Below are 18,206 nucleotides of genomic sequence, written 5' to 3' on the forward strand. Positions count from 1 at the left end.
CGGCGGCAACTACTCGAGTTCGCCCTCGGTCTCCAGGTAGATCTGGCGCAGCCGGTCCAGGGTCTCCTGTTCGGGGTGTTCCCAGAGCTTGCGCTCGGCGGCCTCGAGCAGCCGCTCGGCGATCCCGTGCAGCGCCCACGGATTCGACTGCTCCATGAACTTGCGGTTGACCTCGTCGAAGACGTAGCTCTCGGTGAGCTTCTCGTACATCCAGTCGGCGACCACATTGGTGGTGGCGTCGTAGCCGAACAGGTAGTCGACGGTGGCGGCCATCTCGAAGGCGCCCTTGTAGCCGTGGCGGCGCATGGCCTCGAGCCAGCGCGGGTTCACCACGCGGGCGCGGAAGACGCGGGCGGTCTCCTCCGAGAGTGTGCGGGTGCGCACGGCATCCGGGCGGGTGGAGTCGCCGATGTAGGCCTCGGGGTTCTTGCCGGTGAGCGCGCGCACGGTGGCGACCATGCCGCCGTGGTACTGGAAGTAGTCGTCGGAGTCGGCGATGTCGTGTTCGCGGGTGTCGGTGTTCTTGGCGGCCACCGCGATCCGCCGGTAGGCGGTGCGCATGTCGTCGGCGGCGGGGGCACCGTCGAGGTCGCGACCGTAGGCGTAGCCGCCCCAGGTGGTGTAGACCTGCGCGAGGTCGTCGTCGGTGCGCCAGCTCTTGGAGTCGATGAGCTGGAGCAGGCCCGCGCCGTAGGTGCCCGGCTTGGAGCCGAAGATGCGGGTGGTGGCGCGGCGGGTGTCGCCGTGCTCGGCCAGGTCCGACTGGGCGTGCGCGCGCACGTAATTGGACTCGGCGGGCTCGTCGAGGTCGGCGACGAGGCGGACGGCGTCGTCGAGCAGGGCCAGCACGTGCGGGAAGGCATCGCGGAAGAAGCCGGAGATGCGCACGGTGACGTCGATGCGGGGGCGGCCGAGTTCCTCGAGGGAGATGATCTCGAGGGAGGTGACGCGGCGGCTGGCCTCGTCCCAGATCGGGCGCACGCCCAGCAGGGCGAGGACTTCGGCGATGTCGTCGCCGGAGGTGCGCATGGCCGAGGTGCCCCACACCGACAGCCCGACCGACTTCGGGTACTCGCCGTGGTCGCCGAGGTAGCGGGCCAGCAGCGATTCGGCCATGGCCTGACCGGTCTCCCAGGCCAGCCGCGAGGGGACGGCCTTGGGGTCGACGGAGTAGAAGTTGCGGCCGGTCGGGAGCACGTTGATCAGGCCGCGCAGGGGCGAACCGCTGGGACCGGCGGGAATGAAGCCACCGTCGAGGGCGTGCAGGACGCGGGCGATCTCGACGCTGGTCTCGCGCAGGCGGGGCACGACTTCGGTGGCGGCGAAACGCAGGACCGTCTTCACCGCGTCGAGGCGGGTGGTGTCGTCGGCCGCCGTGGCGTCGGCTCCGGCCAGGATCGCGGTGGCGTAGTCGCCGACCAGGGTGTCGACGGCGTCGGCCGACCAGTCCGTCGCCTGCAGGGCGGCGAGGAGTTCGCGGGCGCGGGATTCCACCACGTCGACCCGCTCACGGGCCTCGTCACCGGCTTCGCTGAGGCCGAGGGCCTCACGCAGGCCGGGGACGTTCTGCTCGCCGCCCCACAGCTGACGGGCGCGCAGCATGGCCAGCACCAGATCGAGTTCCATCTCGGCCTCGGGTGCCTGGCCCAGGATGTGCAGGCCGTCGCGGATCTGCACGTCCTTGATCTCGCAGAGCCAGCCGTCGACGTGCAGCAGCATGTCGTCGAAGACGTCCTCGTCGGGGCGTTCGGCCAGGCCCAGGTCGTGGTCCATCTTGGCCGCGCGCATGAGCGTCCAGATCTGCTGGCGGATGGCGGGCAGCTTGGCCGGGTCCAGGGCGGAGATATTGGCGTGCTCGTCGAGCAGCTGCTCGAGGCGGGAGATGTCGCCGTAGCTCTCGGCGCGCGCCATCGGCGGGATCAGGTGGTCGACCAGGGTGGCGTGGGCGCGGCGCTTGGCCTGGGTGCCCTCGCCCGGGTCGTTGACCAGGAACGGGTAGATCAGCGGCAGGTCGCCCAGGGCGGCGTCGGTGCCGCAGGAGGCGGACATGCCCAGCGTCTTGCCGGGCAGCCATTCCAGGTTGCCGTGCTTGCCCAGATGGACCATGGCGTCGGCGCCGAAACCGTCGGGCGCGGACAGCCAGCGGTAGGCGGCCAGGTAGTGGTGGCTGGGCGGCAGGTCGGGGTCGTGGTAGATGGCGACCGGGTTCTCGCCGAAGCCGCGGGGCGGCTGCACCATGAGCACCACATTGCCGAAACGCAGGGCCGCGATGACGATCTCGCCGTCCTTGTCGGCCGAGCGGTCGACATAGAGCTCGCCGGGCGGCGGGCCCCACGCCTCGACCACGGCCTCACGCAGATCCTCGGGCAGGGAGTCGAACCAGCGGGTGTAGGTGGCGGCGCCGATGCGGATCGGGTTGCCCTCGAGCTGTTCGGCCGAGAGCCAGTCGGGGTCCTGGCCGCCCGCGGCGATCAGGGCGTGGATGAGCACGTCGCCGTCGGCCTGCTCCAGGCCGGGGATCTCGCCGGGTTCGCCGAGGTCGTAGCCCGCGGCGCGCAGTTCGGTGAGCAGGCGGATGGCCGAGGCGGGGGTGTCCAGGCCGACGGCGTTGCCGATGCGGGCGTGCTTGGTCGGGTACGCGGAGAGCATGATCGCGATCCGTTTGTCGGCGGCCGGGATGTGGCGCAGGCGCGCGTGGCGCACCGCGATACCGGCGACCCGGGCGGCGCGTTCGGCGTCGGGCACATAGGTGGACAGGCCGTCGGCGTCGAATTCCTTGAACGAGAACGGGACCGTGATGATGCGGCCGTCGAACTCCGGCACCGCCACCTGGGTGGCCACGTCGAGCGGCGAGAGGCCGTCGTCGTTGTCCTCCCACTGGGCGCGGCCGCTGGTCAGGCACAGGCCCTGCAGGATCGGCACGTCCAGGGCGGCCAGCGCGGCCACGTCCCAGGCTTCGTCGTCACCACCGGCCGAGGCGGTGGCGGGCTTGCTGCCGCCCGCGGCGAGCACGGTGACCACCAGGGCGTCTGCGCGGCCGAGCACTTCGAGCAGTTCCGGTTCGGCGGTGCGCAGCGAGGCGCAGTAGACGGGCAGCGCGCGGGCGCCCTTGGCCTCGATGGCCGTGCACAGCGCGTCGATGTAGCCGGTATTGCCCGCCAGGTGCTGGGCGCGGTAGTAGACCACCGCGACGGTCGGGGCGTGCGGTTCCAGGATGCGGGCCGAGCGCTCGAGCTCACCCCAGCTGGGCAGCTGCACCGGCGGTTCGAAGCCGTGGCCGGTGAGCAGCACCGTGTCGGACAGGAAGTGGTGCAGCTGACGCAGGTTCTCCGCGCCACCGGCGGCGAGGTAGTTGTGCGCGTCGGCGGCCACACCCACCGGCACGGTGGAGCATTCCATCAGTTCGGCGTCGGGGGCGATCTCGCCGCCGAGGGCCACCATCGGCACCCCACTGGCCCGGATCGCGTCCAGGCCCTCCTCCCAGGCGCGTTTGCCGCCGAGGATGCGCACGATCACCAGGTCGGCGCCGTCGAGCAGCTCCGGCAGGTCCGCCACGAGCAGCCGGGCGGGGTTGCCCCACCGGTACTCGGCGCCGCTCGCGCGCGCGCTCAGCAGATCGGTGTCGGAGGTGGACAGCAGCAGGATCACAGGGTGAGACCTTCCTCGGGTGACGCGCCCAACGGGGTGGTTGTCGTGTGCTCGCCGGAGAGGGTCTGGCTGTTCACAGTGGCGCGACCGCACCGGATTTCCACCGGTTTCCTCGACGCCCGCCGAGCATGACGATGGTAACGGCCCCACCGCCGCCACAACTTTCCAGCCCGCGTCCGGTCCCCGGAGGACCGATCAGGGGGTGGGGCGTGCGGTGGTGTCCCCGGCGGCCACGGCGGCGGCGACCTCGTCCAGGGCCCGGCGGATCATCGTCCCGTAGTCGTCGTCGGCGAGGGCCCCGACGTGGGCGCGCGCGGCGTCGAGATGGTGGCCGGCGGCGGGGAAGGCACCGAGGCGGCGGAAGTTGTCGGCCAGGTTGAGGTGCAGCGACGGGTAGAACCCCGCGACCCGCAGACCCGCGTGGTGTTCGGTGAGCCGGGCGTCGGTCAGGGTGTCGGCGGCGTCGAGGGCGCGGATGTCCCAGGCGAGGGCCTCGGCCGGATGGTCATGGAGGTCGGCGAGGTAGTGGGCGAGGGTGCAGCGGTGCAGGGGGTCGCCCGCCGCGCCGATCTCGGACCACAGGGCGACCAGGGTGGCGCGGGCGGAATCGGTGTCGCCCGAACGGGATTCGGTCACCGCGGCGGTGATCCGGGTCATCACGGGGTCGGTGGTGGGGGTGGTCATGGAGTTCCTTTCGGCAGGACTGTGCGCAGTCGGCTAGTGGGTTGCCGGGTCGGCGGATTCGGGGCGCCGGGGCATCGCCAGGGTGAGCAGGGTGCCGTCGTCGGCGGAGCGGACGCGGACCGGCTGGTCGGGAGCGATGAGGTCGAGCATGAGGTCGGGGCCGACCGCGCCCGCCACCGCCGGATAGAGGGTGGTCACGGCGAAATGGATGGTCATGGGCGGGCCGGTGACGGTGGCGGCGAGGGTGTGGACGGATTCCCCGTCGGTGAGCCGGAGGCTGCCCGGGATCGCTTCGAGCGTCACCGTGGCGGCCTGTACCGATTCAAGCACGGCGAGCAGTGCGGATCGCTGCACCACCACCCGCACCCGGACCGGGGGTAGCGCCGCCAGCATCGCCCGGTAGTCGGGGAACTCCTCGGCCGAAGACCGGCACCGGCGCCCCGATTCGGGACCGGTCCGGTTCGCCCGCGGGATGTTCCGATCCCCTTGGCCACGCTCGTCGCCGCCGGTGTCGGCCGTGTCGCCCGTGGTGCAGAGCAGACCGGCGGCGTCGGGGCGCAGGACGACGGTGGGCTGGCGGCGCAGCCAGGACACCGTGGCCCGCAGGTCCGCGGCGTCGACGGTGATCGCCCAGGGCGCGGCGGGTGCCGTGTCGACGCGCACGCCGCGGGTCGCCAGGCGGTAGCGGTCGGTGGCGGTGAGGACCAGTTCTGCCATCCCCGCCTCGATATGGACGCTGTCGAGCACCGGGTGCCGCGGGTCCACGACGGTGGCGGTGGCGACCTGGTCGAGCGCGGCGGCGAGCACAGGTCCGCGCACACGGACGGCATCCGGCTCTGCCGACGCCGTGTCGCGGGGTTCCGCACGACCGGATGCAGTTCCACTCGCGGCCTCGGCCGACCGGCTCGTCCCGATCTGTGAATTCGGCGACGGCACGGCACCGGAGGCGTCGGCCGAAGACTCCGGGGTGGCGAACGCACTCCGGTCCAGGGACGCGCGGGCGGCGTCGGCCGCGGTGCGCAAGGAGGCCAGGTGGGCGTCGAGGGCGGTGAGGTGGGCGTCGACGAGGGCGGTGGCGCGGTCGGCGTCGGGCTCGGTGACGACGGCGGCGACGGCGGGTAGCGGCATGTCCAGGGCGCGCAGGCGGCGGATCAGGCGCGCGGTGCCGGTCTGGTCGGGGGCGTAATAGCGGTAGCCGGTGGCCTCGTCGACGACGGCGGGGACGAGGACCCCGGCGTCGGCGTAGAAGCGCAGGGCGCTGGCGCTCAGGCCGCACAGGCGGGCGAAGGCGCCGATGGTGATCAGCTCGGATTCGGGCACCGGCTGATCATCGGGGTTCGAGCGACTCGAAGGTCAAACGCCGGAGTCCGTGGTGGTACCGCGCCCGACCATCTCCGGCGAGCCCGTTCCGAGGTTGCGGTAGACGTTGGCCACCACCATCTGGCCGAGCGCGTTGTTGCCGACGCCGCCGATGACCGCGCCGATCCCGGCCGGGATGATCGTGCCGAACAGCAGCAGCGTGCGTTTGACCAGGTAGTTCGCGATGAACCGCTTGGCGGGCGAATCGGGCATGCTCGCCAGGCCGGGGATGTGGTCGGTGACCACACCGAGCCACTGCCCGGTCTTGTGGCCCGCGGTCTCGTCGAGCAGCTTGGTCCCGGCCTCGCCCAGGACCACCTTCGAGACCAGCTGCGCCTGGCGCGGATCGTCGGGGTCGAGCTGGTAGGCCGCCGCCGCGCCGACCGACAGCACCGACGACGCCTCCAGGAACACGGCCGTGTCCACGCCGGTGGCGGCCAGGCTCAGCAGCGTGCCGACCCCCGGCACGGCGGCGGTGAGCCCCACGGTGACACCGCTGGCCGTCACCACCACCAGGTACTGCCGGGAGAGCCGCTGCAGCAGTTCCACCGGCGCGTCGTCGGGATGCCGTTTCGCCAGCCAGTCGACATACCGGCCCACCACCGGTGCCTGCGCGTGGGCGACCCGGTCGAGCGCGGGCACGACCCGCTTGTCCACGAACTCACGCAGCATGCGACGACCTCTCCTGGAGTGATCAACCCGGGCGACGGACCGCTGTCCACCTTAGGTGAACCGACCACGCGGACCGGCCTACCCGGGACCTACCCGCTCGCGTCTCCCTCAATCGGCCGGGTCGTAGGCTGGACGGATCATGACCAGGAGTACTCCCGACTCGTGCCCCGGCGTGCTGCGCCTGCATCAGGCCGCCGACGGGCCGCTCGCGCGCATCCGGGTGCCCGGCGGCCGGCTGACGCCGGAGCAGGTGCAGACGCTGGCCGACGCCGCCCGCGATCTCGGGAACGGCAATCTCGAGCTCACCTCGCGCGGCAACATCCAGTTGCGCCAGGTCCGCGACCCCGGCGAGCTCGCGTCACGGCTCGACGCCGCCGGGCTGCTGCCCAGCGCCACCCACGAGCGGGTGCGCAATATCGTCGCCTCGCCGCTGTCGGGCCGGGTGGGTGGGTTCGCCGAGGTGCACGGGCTCGCCGCCGACCTCGACACCGGCCTGCTGGGTGACCCGCGGCTGGCCGAGCTGCCGGGCCGGGTGCTGTTCACCCTCGACGACGGCCGCGGCGACGTGAGCACGCTGCGCGGTGACATCGGCGTCCAGGCGGTCGCCGCCGACCGGTTCGCGCTGCTGCTCGCGGGCACCGACACCGGCGTGCGGGTGGACGCGAACGCGGCCGTCGAGGTGATGCTCGACGCGGCCCGCGGCTTCCTCGACCTGCGCGGCAGCGGCGAGTCCGGGCAGTGGCGCCTGCACGAGATCCCCGGGGGCGTCGAGAAGGTCACCGAGGTGCTCGACCTCTCCCCCGCCGGTGAACCCCTGGAACTCGGTGCGGCACACGCCATCCCGATCGGCTGGCTCGACCAGGACGACGGCCTGGTCACCCTCGGCGCCGGTGTCCCGCTGGGCACGCTCTCGGCGCGCACCGCCGAATTCCTGGCCGCCGTGGAACATCCGCTGTACATCACGCCGTGGCGCAGCGTGGTCCTCACCGATCTCGCGGAGGGACCGGCCGAGACCGTGGTGCGGGTGCTGGCGCCGATGGGGTTGATCTTCGACGCGAGTTCGCCGTGGTTGCAGGCCAGCGCCTGCGCGGGCAGGCCCGGCTGCGCCAAGTCGCACACCGATGTCCGCGCGGATCTGACCGCGGCCGTGGACGCGGGCCGGGTGCGCGCGGACGACGCGGTCACTCCGGTGGACCTGCTGGTCCCGGCCACGGAGGTCACCGTGGCGGGCCGCCAGCACTGGTCCGGCTGTGAGCGCCGCTGTGGCAGGCCGACGGGCCAGGTCACCGATGTGATCGCCACCGACGGCGACCACTACCGCCTGGAGCGGGTGGACCCGACAACCGCCTGACCTGCCCGGAAACCGGCGGCGCGGGCCCAGGAGCCCTCCTCCACGACACCGACCCCGCGATATCGACTGCGCGACAAGCACACCCGCACCGAAATCCGGTCGACGTGAGACACCGCGGATTCCTATGCTGACCCCCTCGCAACGAGGGGGTACCCATGTCCACACTGCAAGTCACCGCCGAACGGCTCGTCGTCCATCCGCATCCGAACGCCGACCGGCTCGAGCTCGCTCAGGTCGGCCTGTACCGGGCCGTGGTCGCCAAGGGCCAGTTCACGACCGGCGATCACGCGGTCTACATCCCGGAACAGTCGGTGCTGCCCGAGGCGCTGATCGCCGAACTCGGGCTCACCGGGAAACTCGCGGGCTCGCGGAAGGACCGGGTCAAGGCGGTGCGGCTGCGCGGGGAGGTCTCGCAGGGCATCGTCTGCACGCCTGCCGCGCTGGCCGGGGTGGACCTGGCCGCGGCGGCGACCGAGCGCACCGATTTCGCGGAGCGGCTCGGCGTCGTGAAATGGGTACCGCCGGTACCGGTCTCGATGTCGGGACAGGTCGAGTCGGCGCCCGATCTGCTGCGCTGGGTGGACGTCGAGAACATCAAACGCTTTCCCGGCATCTTCGCCGCCGGGGAGCCGGTGGTGGCCACCGAGAAGATCCACGGCACGGCCTGCCTGCTCACCCATGTCCGCGACGGGGACCGGATCCTGGTGTCGTCCAAGGGTGTCGGTGGCCGGTCGCTGTCGCTGACCGCCACCGACGGCAACCTGTACTGGCGGGCCGTGCGCGCGCACCGGCTCGACGCCGCCGCCCGCGCGGTCGCCGACGCGCTCGGTGCCGACCGGGTCGGGTTCTTCGGTGAGGTGTACGGCGCCGGGGTGCAGGACCTGCATTACGGTGCCTCGGCCGCGCACGACGAGTCGCTGGGCTTCGGGCTGTTCGATATCGCCGTGGACCGCGACGGCGGGCCGGTGCGCTGGCTCGACCATCACGAGATCGGCACGCTGCTCGACGATCTCGACCTGGCGGTCGCCCGCGTTCCGGTCCTCTACGAGGGGCCCTACGACGCCGAACTGCTGCTGAAACTGGCGGAGGGCACCGAGACCGTCAGCGGTGACGGTGCCAATATCCGGGAGGGTCTGGTCGTGCGCCCGGCCACCGAGCGGCACGCGCCGGAGCTGGGTGGGCGCGCCATCGGCAAGATCGTCTCCGACGCGTACCTGCTGCGCGACGGCGGCACCGAGTTCGAGTGAACCGCTCCGCGTGCGCCGGCATCGACCGGCGCACGCGGACGCTACGGGACCGCCGTGCGCTCCCCGGTTCCCCGGACACGCACGACCTCCGACAGCACCGCCGCGCCGAGCAGCACCATCACCCCGAGCACCAGCCACACCGCGCCCAGACGCGGTGCCGCCCAGCCCAGGACGAGGGCGAGCACCAGACACGGCAGGGGCCAGCGCAACAGCCAGCGCGCGCCCGCACTGGGCACCCCACCCATCCCGCACACCAGGAAGAACGCGGCCGCGCCGCCGCCGAGCACCCAGCCCACCCCGGCGGGCAGATGCCCGGAGGGGTGCGCGGCGACGAGCCCGAGCCCGGCCGCGACGGTGGCCACCGCACCGCTGAGCGCGCAGTGGTCGGCCATCACCCGGTGCCGGGACAGGTCGGTCGTCGAGGGCGCCGCCGACATCATCCGCGGCACGAATCCGTAGTTCAGGGTCAGCGCCCACAGCGCGATCAGGCTCAGGAAGGCACCGGCCCCGATCACGCCGACCGCGACGGTCCACTCCTCGGCCGAGACCGCCGCGATCACCGAGATGACCCCCTCACCGAGCACGATGATCAGGTACTGCCCGAGCCGCTCGCCCAGGTGCGCCGGATCGGCGCGCAGGGCCGTGAGCCGCGTCGCGGGTCCGCGCGCCGCCCGGCCCCGCCGATCGCGGCCCCGCCGATCGCGACGCAGCCGCGCGGTCATCCGGCGCTGGGCCTCGGTCAGGTAGGACTCGGCGTCGACGGCGAACATGATCCACAGATCGATCGCCAGGCCGACACCCCACAGCACGAATTTCCACGGCGCGGGCACCCACAGCGACACGATCCACGGCAGGATGCCCGGCCCCATCTGCGCGATCGGCCAGTCGACGACGAGCTGCCCGCGCCCCCACGCCGACGACGACGCGATCCGCACCACGACATACATCGCCGCGAAGGCGTTCGCGTGCTCGTCGGGCACGCCCGCGACGGCGGCCATCATCACGCCGAGGCCGAACATGCAGCCGAACACCAGCGCGGTGCGCGCCTGGTCACCGGCCACATTGCTGTAGACGGTGACGCACGCCCACACCACCCAGAACGCCAGGTAGAGCAGCACATACAGCCCGAACTCACCCCAGGACGGGCCGCGGTGCAGCAGGTGGGTGAGCTGGCCGATGCCCGCGACGGCGACCAGGTCGAAGAACAGCTCGGTCCAGCTCGCGCGCCGCTCGGCGGTGGTCGGCTCCGGGTGTGCCACCCGCCCAGTATGTGGCCGGGCGGCGGCGGGTCCCGGCTAGCTCGCGGTCGTGTCGCGGCGGCTGTGCAGTTCGAGCACGCAGCACTTCACCCCGCCGCCGCCCTTGCGCAATTCGGACATGTCCACCGGGACCGGGGCGTAGCCGCGGTCGCGCAGGGCGGCGGCGAGGCCGGTCGCGCCGGGGTCGAGGAAGACGTGGTGCCCGTCGCTGACCCCGTTGAGGCCGAACGACAACGCGTCGGCCTCCGCCGCGCGGATCGCGTCCGGATACAGCGTGGCCAGCACCTGACGCGACGCCGGGGAGAACGCGGCCGGGTAGTAGGCGATGGTGGTGTCGTCGAGGACCATCAGCGCGGTGTCGAGGTGGTAGAAGCGCGGATCGACCAATTCCAGCGAGACCACCGGTACGCCGAAGAACCGCTCGACCTCGGTGTGCGCGGCCACCGAGCAGCGGAACCCGGACCCGGCCAGGATGCGGGTGCCCGCGAAGGTGAAATCGCCCTCGCCCTCGTTGGTTTCGATCGCGGCGGCCAGCTCGCGCAGTTCCCTGGCGGCGAACCAGCGGTGGAACGCGGGCCCTTCCGCGGCGCGCTCGGGATGGGCGAAGCGGGCCGAGAGCGCGTGCCCGCCGATGACGATGCCGCTGTTGGCGGCGAACACCATGTCGGGCAGCCCCGGCTCGCCGGGCACCGTCTCCACGCTGTGCCCGTGTTCCTCGAGCACCGCGCGCAGGATCTCCCACTGCGCCAGCGCCCGCGGCCGGTCCACCGGTTCGGCCGGGTTCATCCACGGATTGATCGCGTAGGTGACAGCGAAGTGGTCGGGACGGCACATGACGTAGCGGCGGGGCGTGGCCACCCGCGCGGCTACCGGTCGGCGGAGAGGGGCTGCGGCGGTCATCAGGGCTCCCGGTGGCTGCGCGGATCGATGACTTCGACGATAAATGTCGTCTCGTTGCGCCAGGAACACCGATTCGTTGCGGATATCGATGCGAAAATGGGGAAATATTGCGCCCGACCCGCGAGGAGTGCCGTGGACGACATCGATCGACGCATCCTGGCCCGGCTGCTCACCCACGCCAGGGCCTCCTTCCAGGAGATCGGCGCGGTCGTCGGGCTGTCCGCGCCCGCGGTGAAACGGCGCGTGGACAAGATGGTGGCCAGCGGGCAGATCACCGGATTCACCGCCCAGGTCAACCCGGCGGCGCTGGGCTGGACCACCGAGGCCTACGTCGAGGTGTACTACCGCGACAACATCTCCCCGGCCGAACTGCGCCGCACCCTGGAACCGATCCCGCAGGTCGTCGGGGTGTGGACCATCGCGGGCGAGGCCGACGCGCTGGTGCACGTGATGGCCACCGACATGGCCGAGATCGAGGTGACCGTCGAACGGATCAGGGAGAACGCGCGGGTCGGGCGCACCCGCAGTTCGCTGGTGATGTCGCGCATCCTGGAGCGGCCGCGCACCTGAGATCCGGCGCGTCCCACCCAGGTTCTAGGGTTGTCGGCATGTCCGACGTGCGTGCCAGCTACCTCACCGACGGGGCCGAGATCTATCGGCGCTCGTTCGCGACGATCCGCGCCGAAGCCGATCTCGCCGGGTTCCCCGCCGACGTCGAACGCGTGGTGGTCCGGATGATCCACGGCTGCGGACAGGTCGACCTGGCCGGCGACATCGCCTACTCCCCCGGTGTGGTCGCCGCCGCCCGCGCCGCCCTGCGCGCGGGCAAGCCGATCCTGTGCGACGCGAACATGGTGGCCTCCGGCGTCACCCGCAAGCGGCTGCCCGCCGACAACCCGGTGCTGTGCAATCTCGCCGACCCGCGTGTCCCCGAGCGCGCCGCGCAGCTGGGCAACACCCGCTCGGTGGCCGCGCTCGACCTGCTGCGCGACCGGCTCGACGGGGCGGTCGTGGCCATCGGCAACGCCCCCACCGCGCTGTTCCACCTGCTCGACATGCTCGACGACGGCGCGCCGAAACCGGCGGCGATCATCGGCATCCCGGTCGGTTTCATCGGCGCCGCCGAATCCAAGCAGGCGCTCATCGACTTCGGCGGGGTGGAGTTCCTGACCGTGCGCGGCAGGCGCGGGGGCAGCGCCATCACCGCCTCGGCACTCAACGCGATCGCGAGCGAACAGGAATGAGCGAGATCAGCACCGGCAAACTCTGGGGTATCGGCCTGGGTCCCGGCGACCCGGAACTGGTGACGGTCAAGGCCGCCCGCGTCATCGGCGAAGCCGACGTGGTCGCCTTCCACTCCGCGCGCCACGGCCGCAGCATCTCCCGCGCCATCGCCGCGCCGTATCTGCGGCCCGGTCAGCTCGAGGAACACCTGGTCTACCCGGTGACCACCGAGACCACCGACCACCCCGGCGGCTACCAGGGCGCCATCGACGAGTTCTACGAGCAGGCCGCCGCCCGCCTGGCCGTCCACCTGGCCGCGGGCCGCAGCGTCGCGCTGCTGGCCGCCGGTGACCCGCTGTTCTACAGCTCCTACATGCACATGCACCGCCGCCTGGCCGACCGGTTCGAGGCCGAGATCGTCCCCGGCATCACCTCGGTCAGCGCCGCCTCCGCCGCACTGGGCACGCCGCTGGTGGAGGGTGAGCAGGTGCTCACCGTGCTGCCCGGCACGATGCCCGTCGACGAGCTCACCGAGCGCCTGCGCCACACCGACGCGGCCGCGATCATGAAGCTCGGCCGCACCTTTCCCGGTGTGCGCCAGGCACTCTCGGACTCCGGCCGGCTCGCCGACGCCTACTACGTGGAACGCGCCAGCAGCACGCGCGAACGCGTGCTCGCCGCCGCCGAGGTGGACGAGTCCGAGGTGCCGTACTTCGCCATCACGGTGGTGCCCGGCCCGGCCCCGACGCTACCCATCGCCACCCGGTCGGCCCCACACGCGCACTCCATCGGCGCCGTGACGACATCGTCCGCCACGGCACCCACCCACACCGACGCCGCGCCTACGTCGTCCGCCCACACCGATGCTGCTCCCGCGCAGGCTGATCCGGCCCTCGCTCGTCCCGATACCGCGCCTGCGCGGGCCGGGGTCGGCGAGGTCGTCGTCGTGGGGCTCGGCCCCGGCGACACCGCGTGGACCACACCGCAGGTCACCGAAGCGCTCGCCGCCGCCACCGATCTGGTCGGCTACACCACCTACATCGACCGCGTCCCCGAGCGACCCGGTCAGCGCAGGCACGCCAGCGACAACAAGGTCGAATCCGAGCGCGCCGCCATGGCATTGGATCTGGCCAAGCGCGGCGCCAGGGTCGCGGTGGTGTCCTCGGGCGATCCCGGGGTGTTCGCCATGGCCGCGGCGGTGCTGGAGGTCTCGGCCGAACCACAGTTCAAGGATGTCCCGGTGCGGGTGCTGCCCGGGCTGACCGCGGCCAATGCGGTCGCCAGCCGGGTCGGCGCGCCGCTGGGCCACGACTACGCGATGATCTCGCTGTCGGACCGGCTCAAGCCGTGGGACGTCGTCTCGCAGCGCCTCGCGGCGGTGGCCGCGGCGGACATGGCGATCGCGATCTACAACCCGGCATCCTCGCAGCGACGGTGGCAGGTCGGCGCCATGCGCGACATCCTGCTCGCGCATCGGGCGCCGGAGACCCCGGTGGTGCTGGGCCGCGACGTGGGCGGGCCGACGGAGTCGGTGCGGGTGCTCACCCTGGGCGAACTCGACCCCGACGAGGTCGACATGCGTACCCTGCTGATCATCGGTGCGTCCACGACCACCGCGTTCGACACCCCCGAGGGCACCCGGGTGTTCACTTCCCGGAGGTACCAGGCGTAACGTTCCACTTAGGAATGTAGTTCGAAGGGAGACGACCGTTGACCGGCACCGCGACTCGACGCCGCCCGCTGAACTCCACCGCGGCCTCGCTACTGGGCTTTCTGCACGAGGGCCCGATGTCGGGCTGGGACCTGGCGACCCAGGCCCAGCAACGCATCGGCGACTTCTGGACCATCACCCAGAGCCAGGTGTATCGCGAGCTGTCCAGCATGGACACCGCGGGCCTGGTGACGAAGGGCGAACGCGGCGCGCGCGAACGCACGCCGTACCGGATCACCGAGGTGGGCCGCGAGGCCTTCGCCGAGTGGATCGCCCGCGACCCCGGGGCCGAGACCATCCGGGTACCGCTGCTGCTCACGCTGTCCTTCGGCGAGCATCTCGACCCGGCGCACCGGGACCGGATCATCGCCGCCAACAAGAACATCCACCAGGATCGCCTGGACCGCTACCTCGACGAGGACCCCGCCGGGCTGGCCCCGAACCAGCGCGCCACCCTCGCCTTCGGCATCGCCTACGAGCGCGCGGTGCTGGAATGGTTCGACGGGCTGCCCACGATCTTCGCCGGCGCGAACCCGCACTGACCTCAGGACACCGCGTGCGAGGCGGTGACGCGCAGCCAGTCGACCGCCTCGGCGACCTCGTCCACCACGACCGCGCCCGCGGGCAGGGCGGGCCGGTCGATCATGATCACCGGCAGCCCGGCCGTGCGGGCCGCGGCGATCTTGGCCGCGGTCTGCTCGCCGCCGCTGTTCTTGGTGACCAGTACGTCGATGCGGTGCCGCGACATCAGCACCAGCTCCTCGTCGAAGGTGAACGGTCCACGCGCCAGCAGCAATTCGTAGTGCGCGGGCAACGGTGCCTCGGGCGCGTCGATGGAGCGGATGACGAACCGGTGCCCGGCGCAGGCGGCGAACGCGCCGACGCCCTGGCGGCCGATGGTCAGCAGCACGTTCGCGTCGTAGGCGGTGAGCGCGGCGGCCGCGGCGGCCAGATCGGGCACCCGCGTCCACAGATCGCCGGGGCGCCGGGTCCATTCGGGCCTGCGCAGGTGCAGGGCCGGGATGCCGAGTTCCCGCGCGGCGGTGGCCGCGTGCGCGCTCACCCGGGCGGCGAAGGGATGGGTCGCGTCCACGACGGCATCGATCGCGTTCTCGCGCAGCCAGGTTCGGAGGCCCTCGACACCACCGAACCCACCCACACGGACCGGACCGACGGGCAACCGAGGGTTGGCGACCCGCCCGGCGAGCGAGGACACGATGTCGAGTCCCCGCTCGCCGGACGCGATCCGGGCCAGCTCCCGGGCTTCGCCCGTGCCGCCGAGGATCAGGACCCTCAGGGCTGCCCGCCGAAGTAGGCCGAGCCCGCGTCGACCAGCGACGGGCCACCGGCGACGAGCAGACCGATCACGCCGCCGATGATGGCGCCCGGGATGATGGTGACGACGCCGATCGCGCCGAGCAGCGCGCCGATGATCGCGCCGACCAGGGCGCCGGTGGACGCGCGCTGCAGTTCGGCCATGAACCACTGCTGCGAGCTGATGTCCTTGGCGGCGACCGTCTTCGGGGTCAGCGTCAGCCGGGTGCCGTCGGCGTCGACGGTGGCGGCGATCTCGGTGGCCGCGCCATCGACGGTGCCCGACAGCGGCACCGTCGCGACGACCGCGCCCGCGGCGTCGGTCAGGGTGACGGTGGTGGCGTCGGCGGCCAGCGCGAAGGCGCCACCGGTGACGGTGGTCACGATCGAGGCGCCCGCGTCGACGATCTCGGCGCGATAGCCGATGCCGCGGTCGGTGCCCTGCACGGCGGGGGCGGCCTGCTCCTGTACGGCGGGGGCCGGGGCGGCGGGTTCGGCGGCCACGGGAGCGGCGGCGATGCCGGTCGCGGCGACGGCCAGCAACGCGGGGGCGGCGAGCTTCGAATACTTCATGTCTCTCCCCATCACGGAAATCGAACCGGGAGGATTTCCCCGGAACGGCCACGACCCTACCCCCGAGGCACGCAACTCACACCTTCGGTTCGTAACTTTCACGGCCGCGAGACCCTGCGCGAACGGACCCGCCGTGATCTGCGTGTGATCTGCCCGTGATCGTCGCCGCGCGATCAACCAGCGGTTTTTGTGACAATCCACTGGGCGACCGGCAGGTGCGGGCGCCAGGCGGTGAACCCGCCGAGCGGTTCACCACGGTAGACCTGGAATTTGCGCAGCGTGCCGCCGTGGACGCCGGCCCAGTCCAGCAGCAGCGCTTCCGATTCCGCGGTGACCGCGTTGGCGACCAGCCGGCCGCCGGGGCGCAGGTGCTGCCAGCACCGGGTGAACAGGCCGTCCTGGGTGAGCCCGCCGCCGAGAAAGATCGCGTCCGGCGCCGGGAAATCGGTGTCGGCTATCTCCGAGCGCACTTCGCCGCGCACCATGATGCCCGGCACACCGAGCGCGTGCGCATTGCGCGTGATCTGTTCGCGGCGCGCGGGGAGCTGTTCGAAGGTGATCGCGCGACAGCGCGGATTCGTCCGGCACCATTCGATGGCGATACTGCCGGAACCGCCGCCGACATCCCAGAGCAGTTCCCCCGGCACGGGGGCCAGGGCGGTGACGGTCAGGGCGCGGACCTCGGCTTTGGTGAGCTGACCGTCGCCGGTGTAGGCGGCGTCGGCCAGGCCGGGCAGGCGGGTGTCACGGCGGTGGCCCGGATCGAGGACGGCGTCGACCGCGACGATATTGAGCGGGTCGCCCGGCGGATGGGCCCAGGTGGCGGCAGTACCGGTGCGCAGGGCCTCGGCCGGGCCGCCGAGCTGGTCGAGCACGGTCAGTGTCGAGCCGCCGAACCCGTTGTCGCGCAGCAACTCCGCGAGCCGGGCGGGGGTGTCGGCGTCCTCGCTGAGCACCAGCACGCGACGGCCGTCGGCCAGTTCGGGCACGACCGTGGGCAACGGACGGGCAACCACGCTCACCACCGGGATCTCGGCCAGCGGCCAGCCGAGCCGGGCGCAGGCCAGCGACGCCGAGGACGGCTGCGGGAAGACCCGCAGGGCAGCCGCGCCGAAGTGGCGGGCCAGGGTCACCCCGATGCCGTAGAACATGGGATCGCCGCTGGCCAGCACGCCGATCCGGCGGCCGCGGTGGCGGGCGAACAGGTCCGGCAGCGCGGGCAGCAGCGGCGAGGGCCACGGCACCCGTTCGGCCGGGCCCGGCGGGAGCAACCCCAGTTGACGCGGTGAGCCGACAACGACCTCACAGCCGGTGATCGCGGCCCTGGCCGGTTCGCCCAGCCCGGTCCAGCCGTCGGCGCCGATCCCGGTCACCACGATCGGGTGGCCGGTCCAGGGCTCGGTCACCGCGGCGCCCGGCGCCAGAGGAACCGCGGCACCCACTTGATCACGAAGAACACCACGGCCAGGCTGCCGGGAACGGCCACCTGGGTGGCGCCCTTGCCCAGCGCGCGCACCACCGCGTCGGCGACCTGGCCCGGGGTGCTCGGCAGAGGCGCGGGGTCCATGCCGGTGGTCATCCGGCCGATCACGAAACCGGGCCGGGCGAGCAGCAGCTGCACGCCGGTGCCGTGCAGGGCGTCACCGAGACCGCTGGCGAAGCCGTCCAGGCCCGCCTTGGCCGATCCGTAGACGTAGTTGGCCCGGCGCACCCGCACCCCGGCGATGGAGCTGAACACCACGATCTGCCCGCTGCCCTGGGCACGCAGCAGGTTCGCCAGGGTGGTGAGCACGCTGACCTGGGCGACGTAGTCGGTATGCACCACCGCGACCGCGTGGGCGGGGTCCTGTTCGGCGCGCGCCTGATCACCCAGCACGCCGAAGGCCAGGACCGCGGTGGCGATGCCGCCGTGCTCGGCGGCGATCTTCTCCAGCAGCGGGGCGTGGGCGGCGGTGTCGTCGGCGTCGAATTCGACGGTGTGCACGGCGCTCGCCCCCGCGGCGCGCACCTGCTCGATCTCCTCGGTCAGCGCGTCGGCACGACGGGCGGCGAGGATCACCACGCGCCCGGGCGCGAGCCTGCGCGCGATCTCGACACCGATCTCACTGCGCCCGCCCAGAATCAGGACCGGACCGTCCGTCTGCTTTCCCATGCGCCCAGTCTGTCACCCGGTGCGCCGGGGTCCGCTATCTGTCATCCCGAGACCGCCCGGCGCGCGACGCCCCGCCGCGCGTCGCGTGCTCCCGCGCGGCGCCCTGCGATCA

16 protein-coding genes and 1 riboswitch are annotated in these 18,206 nt (G+C 72.3%); of the genes, 6 read left to right on the forward strand and 10 right to left on the reverse strand.

The window, feature by feature from the left end; translation table 11 throughout:
* Positions 1-9: 9 nt before the first annotated feature.
* From cobN to ACWEMY_RS16615, 4 genes are all read right to left on the reverse strand, one after another.
* Positions 10-3,648, reverse strand: a complete 3,639-nt coding sequence (gene cobN / locus ACWEMY_RS16600; RefSeq protein WP_452390719.1) for a cobaltochelatase subunit CobN — start codon at positions 3,646-3,648, stop codon at positions 10-12.
* 39 nt (positions 3,649-3,687) lie between these two features.
* Positions 3,688-3,814, reverse strand: a riboswitch (cobalamin riboswitch).
* Between the two features lie 29 nt (positions 3,815-3,843).
* On the reverse strand, positions 3,844-4,332 hold the full coding sequence (locus ACWEMY_RS16605) for a hypothetical protein (protein ID WP_452390720.1): 489 nt from the start codon (positions 4,330-4,332) through the stop codon (positions 3,844-3,846).
* 33 nt (positions 4,333-4,365) lie between these two features.
* Entirely contained in the window at positions 4,366-5,652 is a 1,287-nt protein-coding gene (locus ACWEMY_RS16610) for a MerR family transcriptional regulator (protein WP_452390721.1), read from the reverse strand.
* A 33-nt stretch (positions 5,653-5,685) separates the two neighbouring features.
* The gene (locus ACWEMY_RS16615) at positions 5,686-6,363 is read right to left on the reverse strand and encodes a hypothetical protein (protein ID WP_452390722.1); all 678 of its coding nucleotides are present in this window, start codon (positions 6,361-6,363) and stop codon (positions 5,686-5,688) included.
* Positions 6,364-6,502: 139 nt separating this feature from the next.
* On the opposite strand from ACWEMY_RS16615, the gene cobG reads away from it, so the two are divergent.
* Both cobG and ACWEMY_RS16625 read left to right on the forward strand, forming a co-directional pair.
* Positions 6,503-7,714, forward strand: a complete 1,212-nt coding sequence (cobG, locus tag ACWEMY_RS16620) for a precorrin-3B synthase (protein ID WP_452390723.1) — start codon at positions 6,503-6,505, stop codon at positions 7,712-7,714.
* Between the two features lie 155 nt (positions 7,715-7,869).
* Entirely contained in the window at positions 7,870-8,961 is a 1,092-nt protein-coding gene (locus ACWEMY_RS16625) for an RNA ligase (ATP) (RefSeq protein ID WP_452390724.1), read from the forward strand.
* 41 nt (positions 8,962-9,002) lie between these two features.
* Here the strand turns inward: ACWEMY_RS16625 and ACWEMY_RS16630 are convergent, their stop codons facing one another.
* The gene (locus ACWEMY_RS16630) at positions 9,003-10,220 is read right to left on the reverse strand and encodes a low temperature requirement protein A (protein ID WP_452390725.1); all 1,218 of its coding nucleotides are present in this window, start codon (positions 10,218-10,220) and stop codon (positions 9,003-9,005) included.
* 36 nt (positions 10,221-10,256) lie between these two features.
* Positions 10,257-11,120 (reverse strand): dimethylargininase, encoded by an 864-nt coding sequence (ddaH, locus tag ACWEMY_RS16635; RefSeq protein WP_375928187.1) that lies wholly within the window; start codon positions 11,118-11,120, stop codon positions 10,257-10,259.
* Between the two features lie 132 nt (positions 11,121-11,252).
* Here ddaH and ACWEMY_RS16640 point away from each other — a divergent pair, with 132 nt between their 5' ends.
* Genes ACWEMY_RS16640 through ACWEMY_RS16655 form a run of 4 tightly spaced genes read left to right on the forward strand, consistent with a single transcriptional unit; the run spans position 11,253 to position 14,597 of the window.
* Positions 11,253-11,690, forward strand: a complete 438-nt coding sequence (locus ACWEMY_RS16640; RefSeq protein WP_375928189.1) for an Lrp/AsnC family transcriptional regulator — start codon at positions 11,253-11,255, stop codon at positions 11,688-11,690.
* A gap of 38 nt (positions 11,691-11,728) precedes the next feature.
* Positions 11,729-12,364, forward strand: a complete 636-nt coding sequence (locus tag ACWEMY_RS16645; RefSeq protein ID WP_452390726.1) for a precorrin-8X methylmutase — start codon at positions 11,729-11,731, stop codon at positions 12,362-12,364.
* Entirely contained in the window at positions 12,361-14,016 is a 1,656-nt protein-coding gene (gene cobJ / locus ACWEMY_RS16650) for a precorrin-3B C(17)-methyltransferase (protein WP_452390727.1), read from the forward strand. Before ACWEMY_RS16645 ends, cobJ begins: the two co-directional genes overlap by 4 nt.
* A 38-nt stretch (positions 14,017-14,054) precedes the next feature.
* Positions 14,055-14,597, forward strand: coding sequence for a PadR family transcriptional regulator (locus ACWEMY_RS16655; protein WP_452390728.1), 543 nt, complete (start codon positions 14,055-14,057; stop codon positions 14,595-14,597).
* 2 nt (positions 14,598-14,599) lie between these two features.
* Here the strand turns inward: ACWEMY_RS16655 and ACWEMY_RS16660 are convergent, their stop codons facing one another.
* From ACWEMY_RS16660 to ACWEMY_RS16675, 4 genes are all read right to left on the reverse strand, one after another.
* Positions 14,600-15,352 carry a cobalt-precorrin-6A reductase gene (locus ACWEMY_RS16660; RefSeq protein WP_452390749.1) on the reverse strand — a complete coding sequence of 251 codons (753 nt, stop codon included), beginning with the start codon at positions 15,350-15,352 and terminating at the stop codon, positions 14,600-14,602.
* Positions 15,349-15,942 carry a hypothetical protein gene (locus ACWEMY_RS16665; RefSeq protein WP_452390729.1) on the reverse strand — a complete coding sequence of 198 codons (594 nt, stop codon included), beginning with the start codon at positions 15,940-15,942 and terminating at the stop codon, positions 15,349-15,351. The genes ACWEMY_RS16660 and ACWEMY_RS16665 overlap by 4 nt, the downstream gene beginning before the upstream one ends.
* A gap of 173 nt (positions 15,943-16,115) precedes the next feature.
* The gene (cbiE, locus tag ACWEMY_RS16670) at positions 16,116-17,366 is read right to left on the reverse strand and encodes a precorrin-6y C5,15-methyltransferase (decarboxylating) subunit CbiE (RefSeq protein ID WP_452390750.1); all 1,251 of its coding nucleotides are present in this window, start codon (positions 17,364-17,366) and stop codon (positions 16,116-16,118) included.
* Positions 17,345-18,094, reverse strand: a complete 750-nt coding sequence (locus ACWEMY_RS16675) for an SDR family NAD(P)-dependent oxidoreductase (RefSeq protein WP_452390730.1) — start codon at positions 18,092-18,094, stop codon at positions 17,345-17,347. Before ACWEMY_RS16675 ends, cbiE begins: the two co-directional genes overlap by 22 nt.
* Between the last annotated feature and the right edge of the window lie 112 nt (positions 18,095-18,206).

The organism is Nocardia sp. NPDC004415, from assembly GCF_053602435.1.

Excerpts from the sequence above, each read along its gene's own strand:
- cobG (WP_452390723.1), top strand. The coding sequence starts at position 6,503 with ATGACCAGGAGTACTCCCGACTCGTGCCCCGGCGTGCTGCGCCTGCAT.
- ACWEMY_RS16605 (WP_452390720.1), bottom strand. The coding sequence starts at position 4,332 with ATGACCACCCCCACCACCGACCCCGTGATGACCCGGATCACCGCCGCG.
- ACWEMY_RS16675 (WP_452390730.1), bottom strand. The coding sequence starts at position 18,094 with ATGGGAAAGCAGACGGACGGTCCGGTCCTGATTCTGGGCGGGCGCAGT.
- ACWEMY_RS16625 (WP_452390724.1), top strand. The coding sequence starts at position 7,870 with ATGTCCACACTGCAAGTCACCGCCGAACGGCTCGTCGTCCATCCGCAT.
- ACWEMY_RS16645 (WP_452390726.1), top strand. The coding sequence starts at position 11,729 with ATGTCCGACGTGCGTGCCAGCTACCTCACCGACGGGGCCGAGATCTAT.
- ddaH (WP_375928187.1), bottom strand. The coding sequence starts at position 11,120 with ATGACCGCCGCAGCCCCTCTCCGCCGACCGGTAGCCGCGCGGGTGGCC.
- cobJ (WP_452390727.1), top strand. The coding sequence starts at position 12,361 with ATGAGCGAGATCAGCACCGGCAAACTCTGGGGTATCGGCCTGGGTCCC.
- ACWEMY_RS16615 (WP_452390722.1), bottom strand. The coding sequence starts at position 6,363 with ATGCTGCGTGAGTTCGTGGACAAGCGGGTCGTGCCCGCGCTCGACCGG.
- ACWEMY_RS16665 (WP_452390729.1), bottom strand. The coding sequence starts at position 15,942 with ATGAAGTATTCGAAGCTCGCCGCCCCCGCGTTGCTGGCCGTCGCCGCG.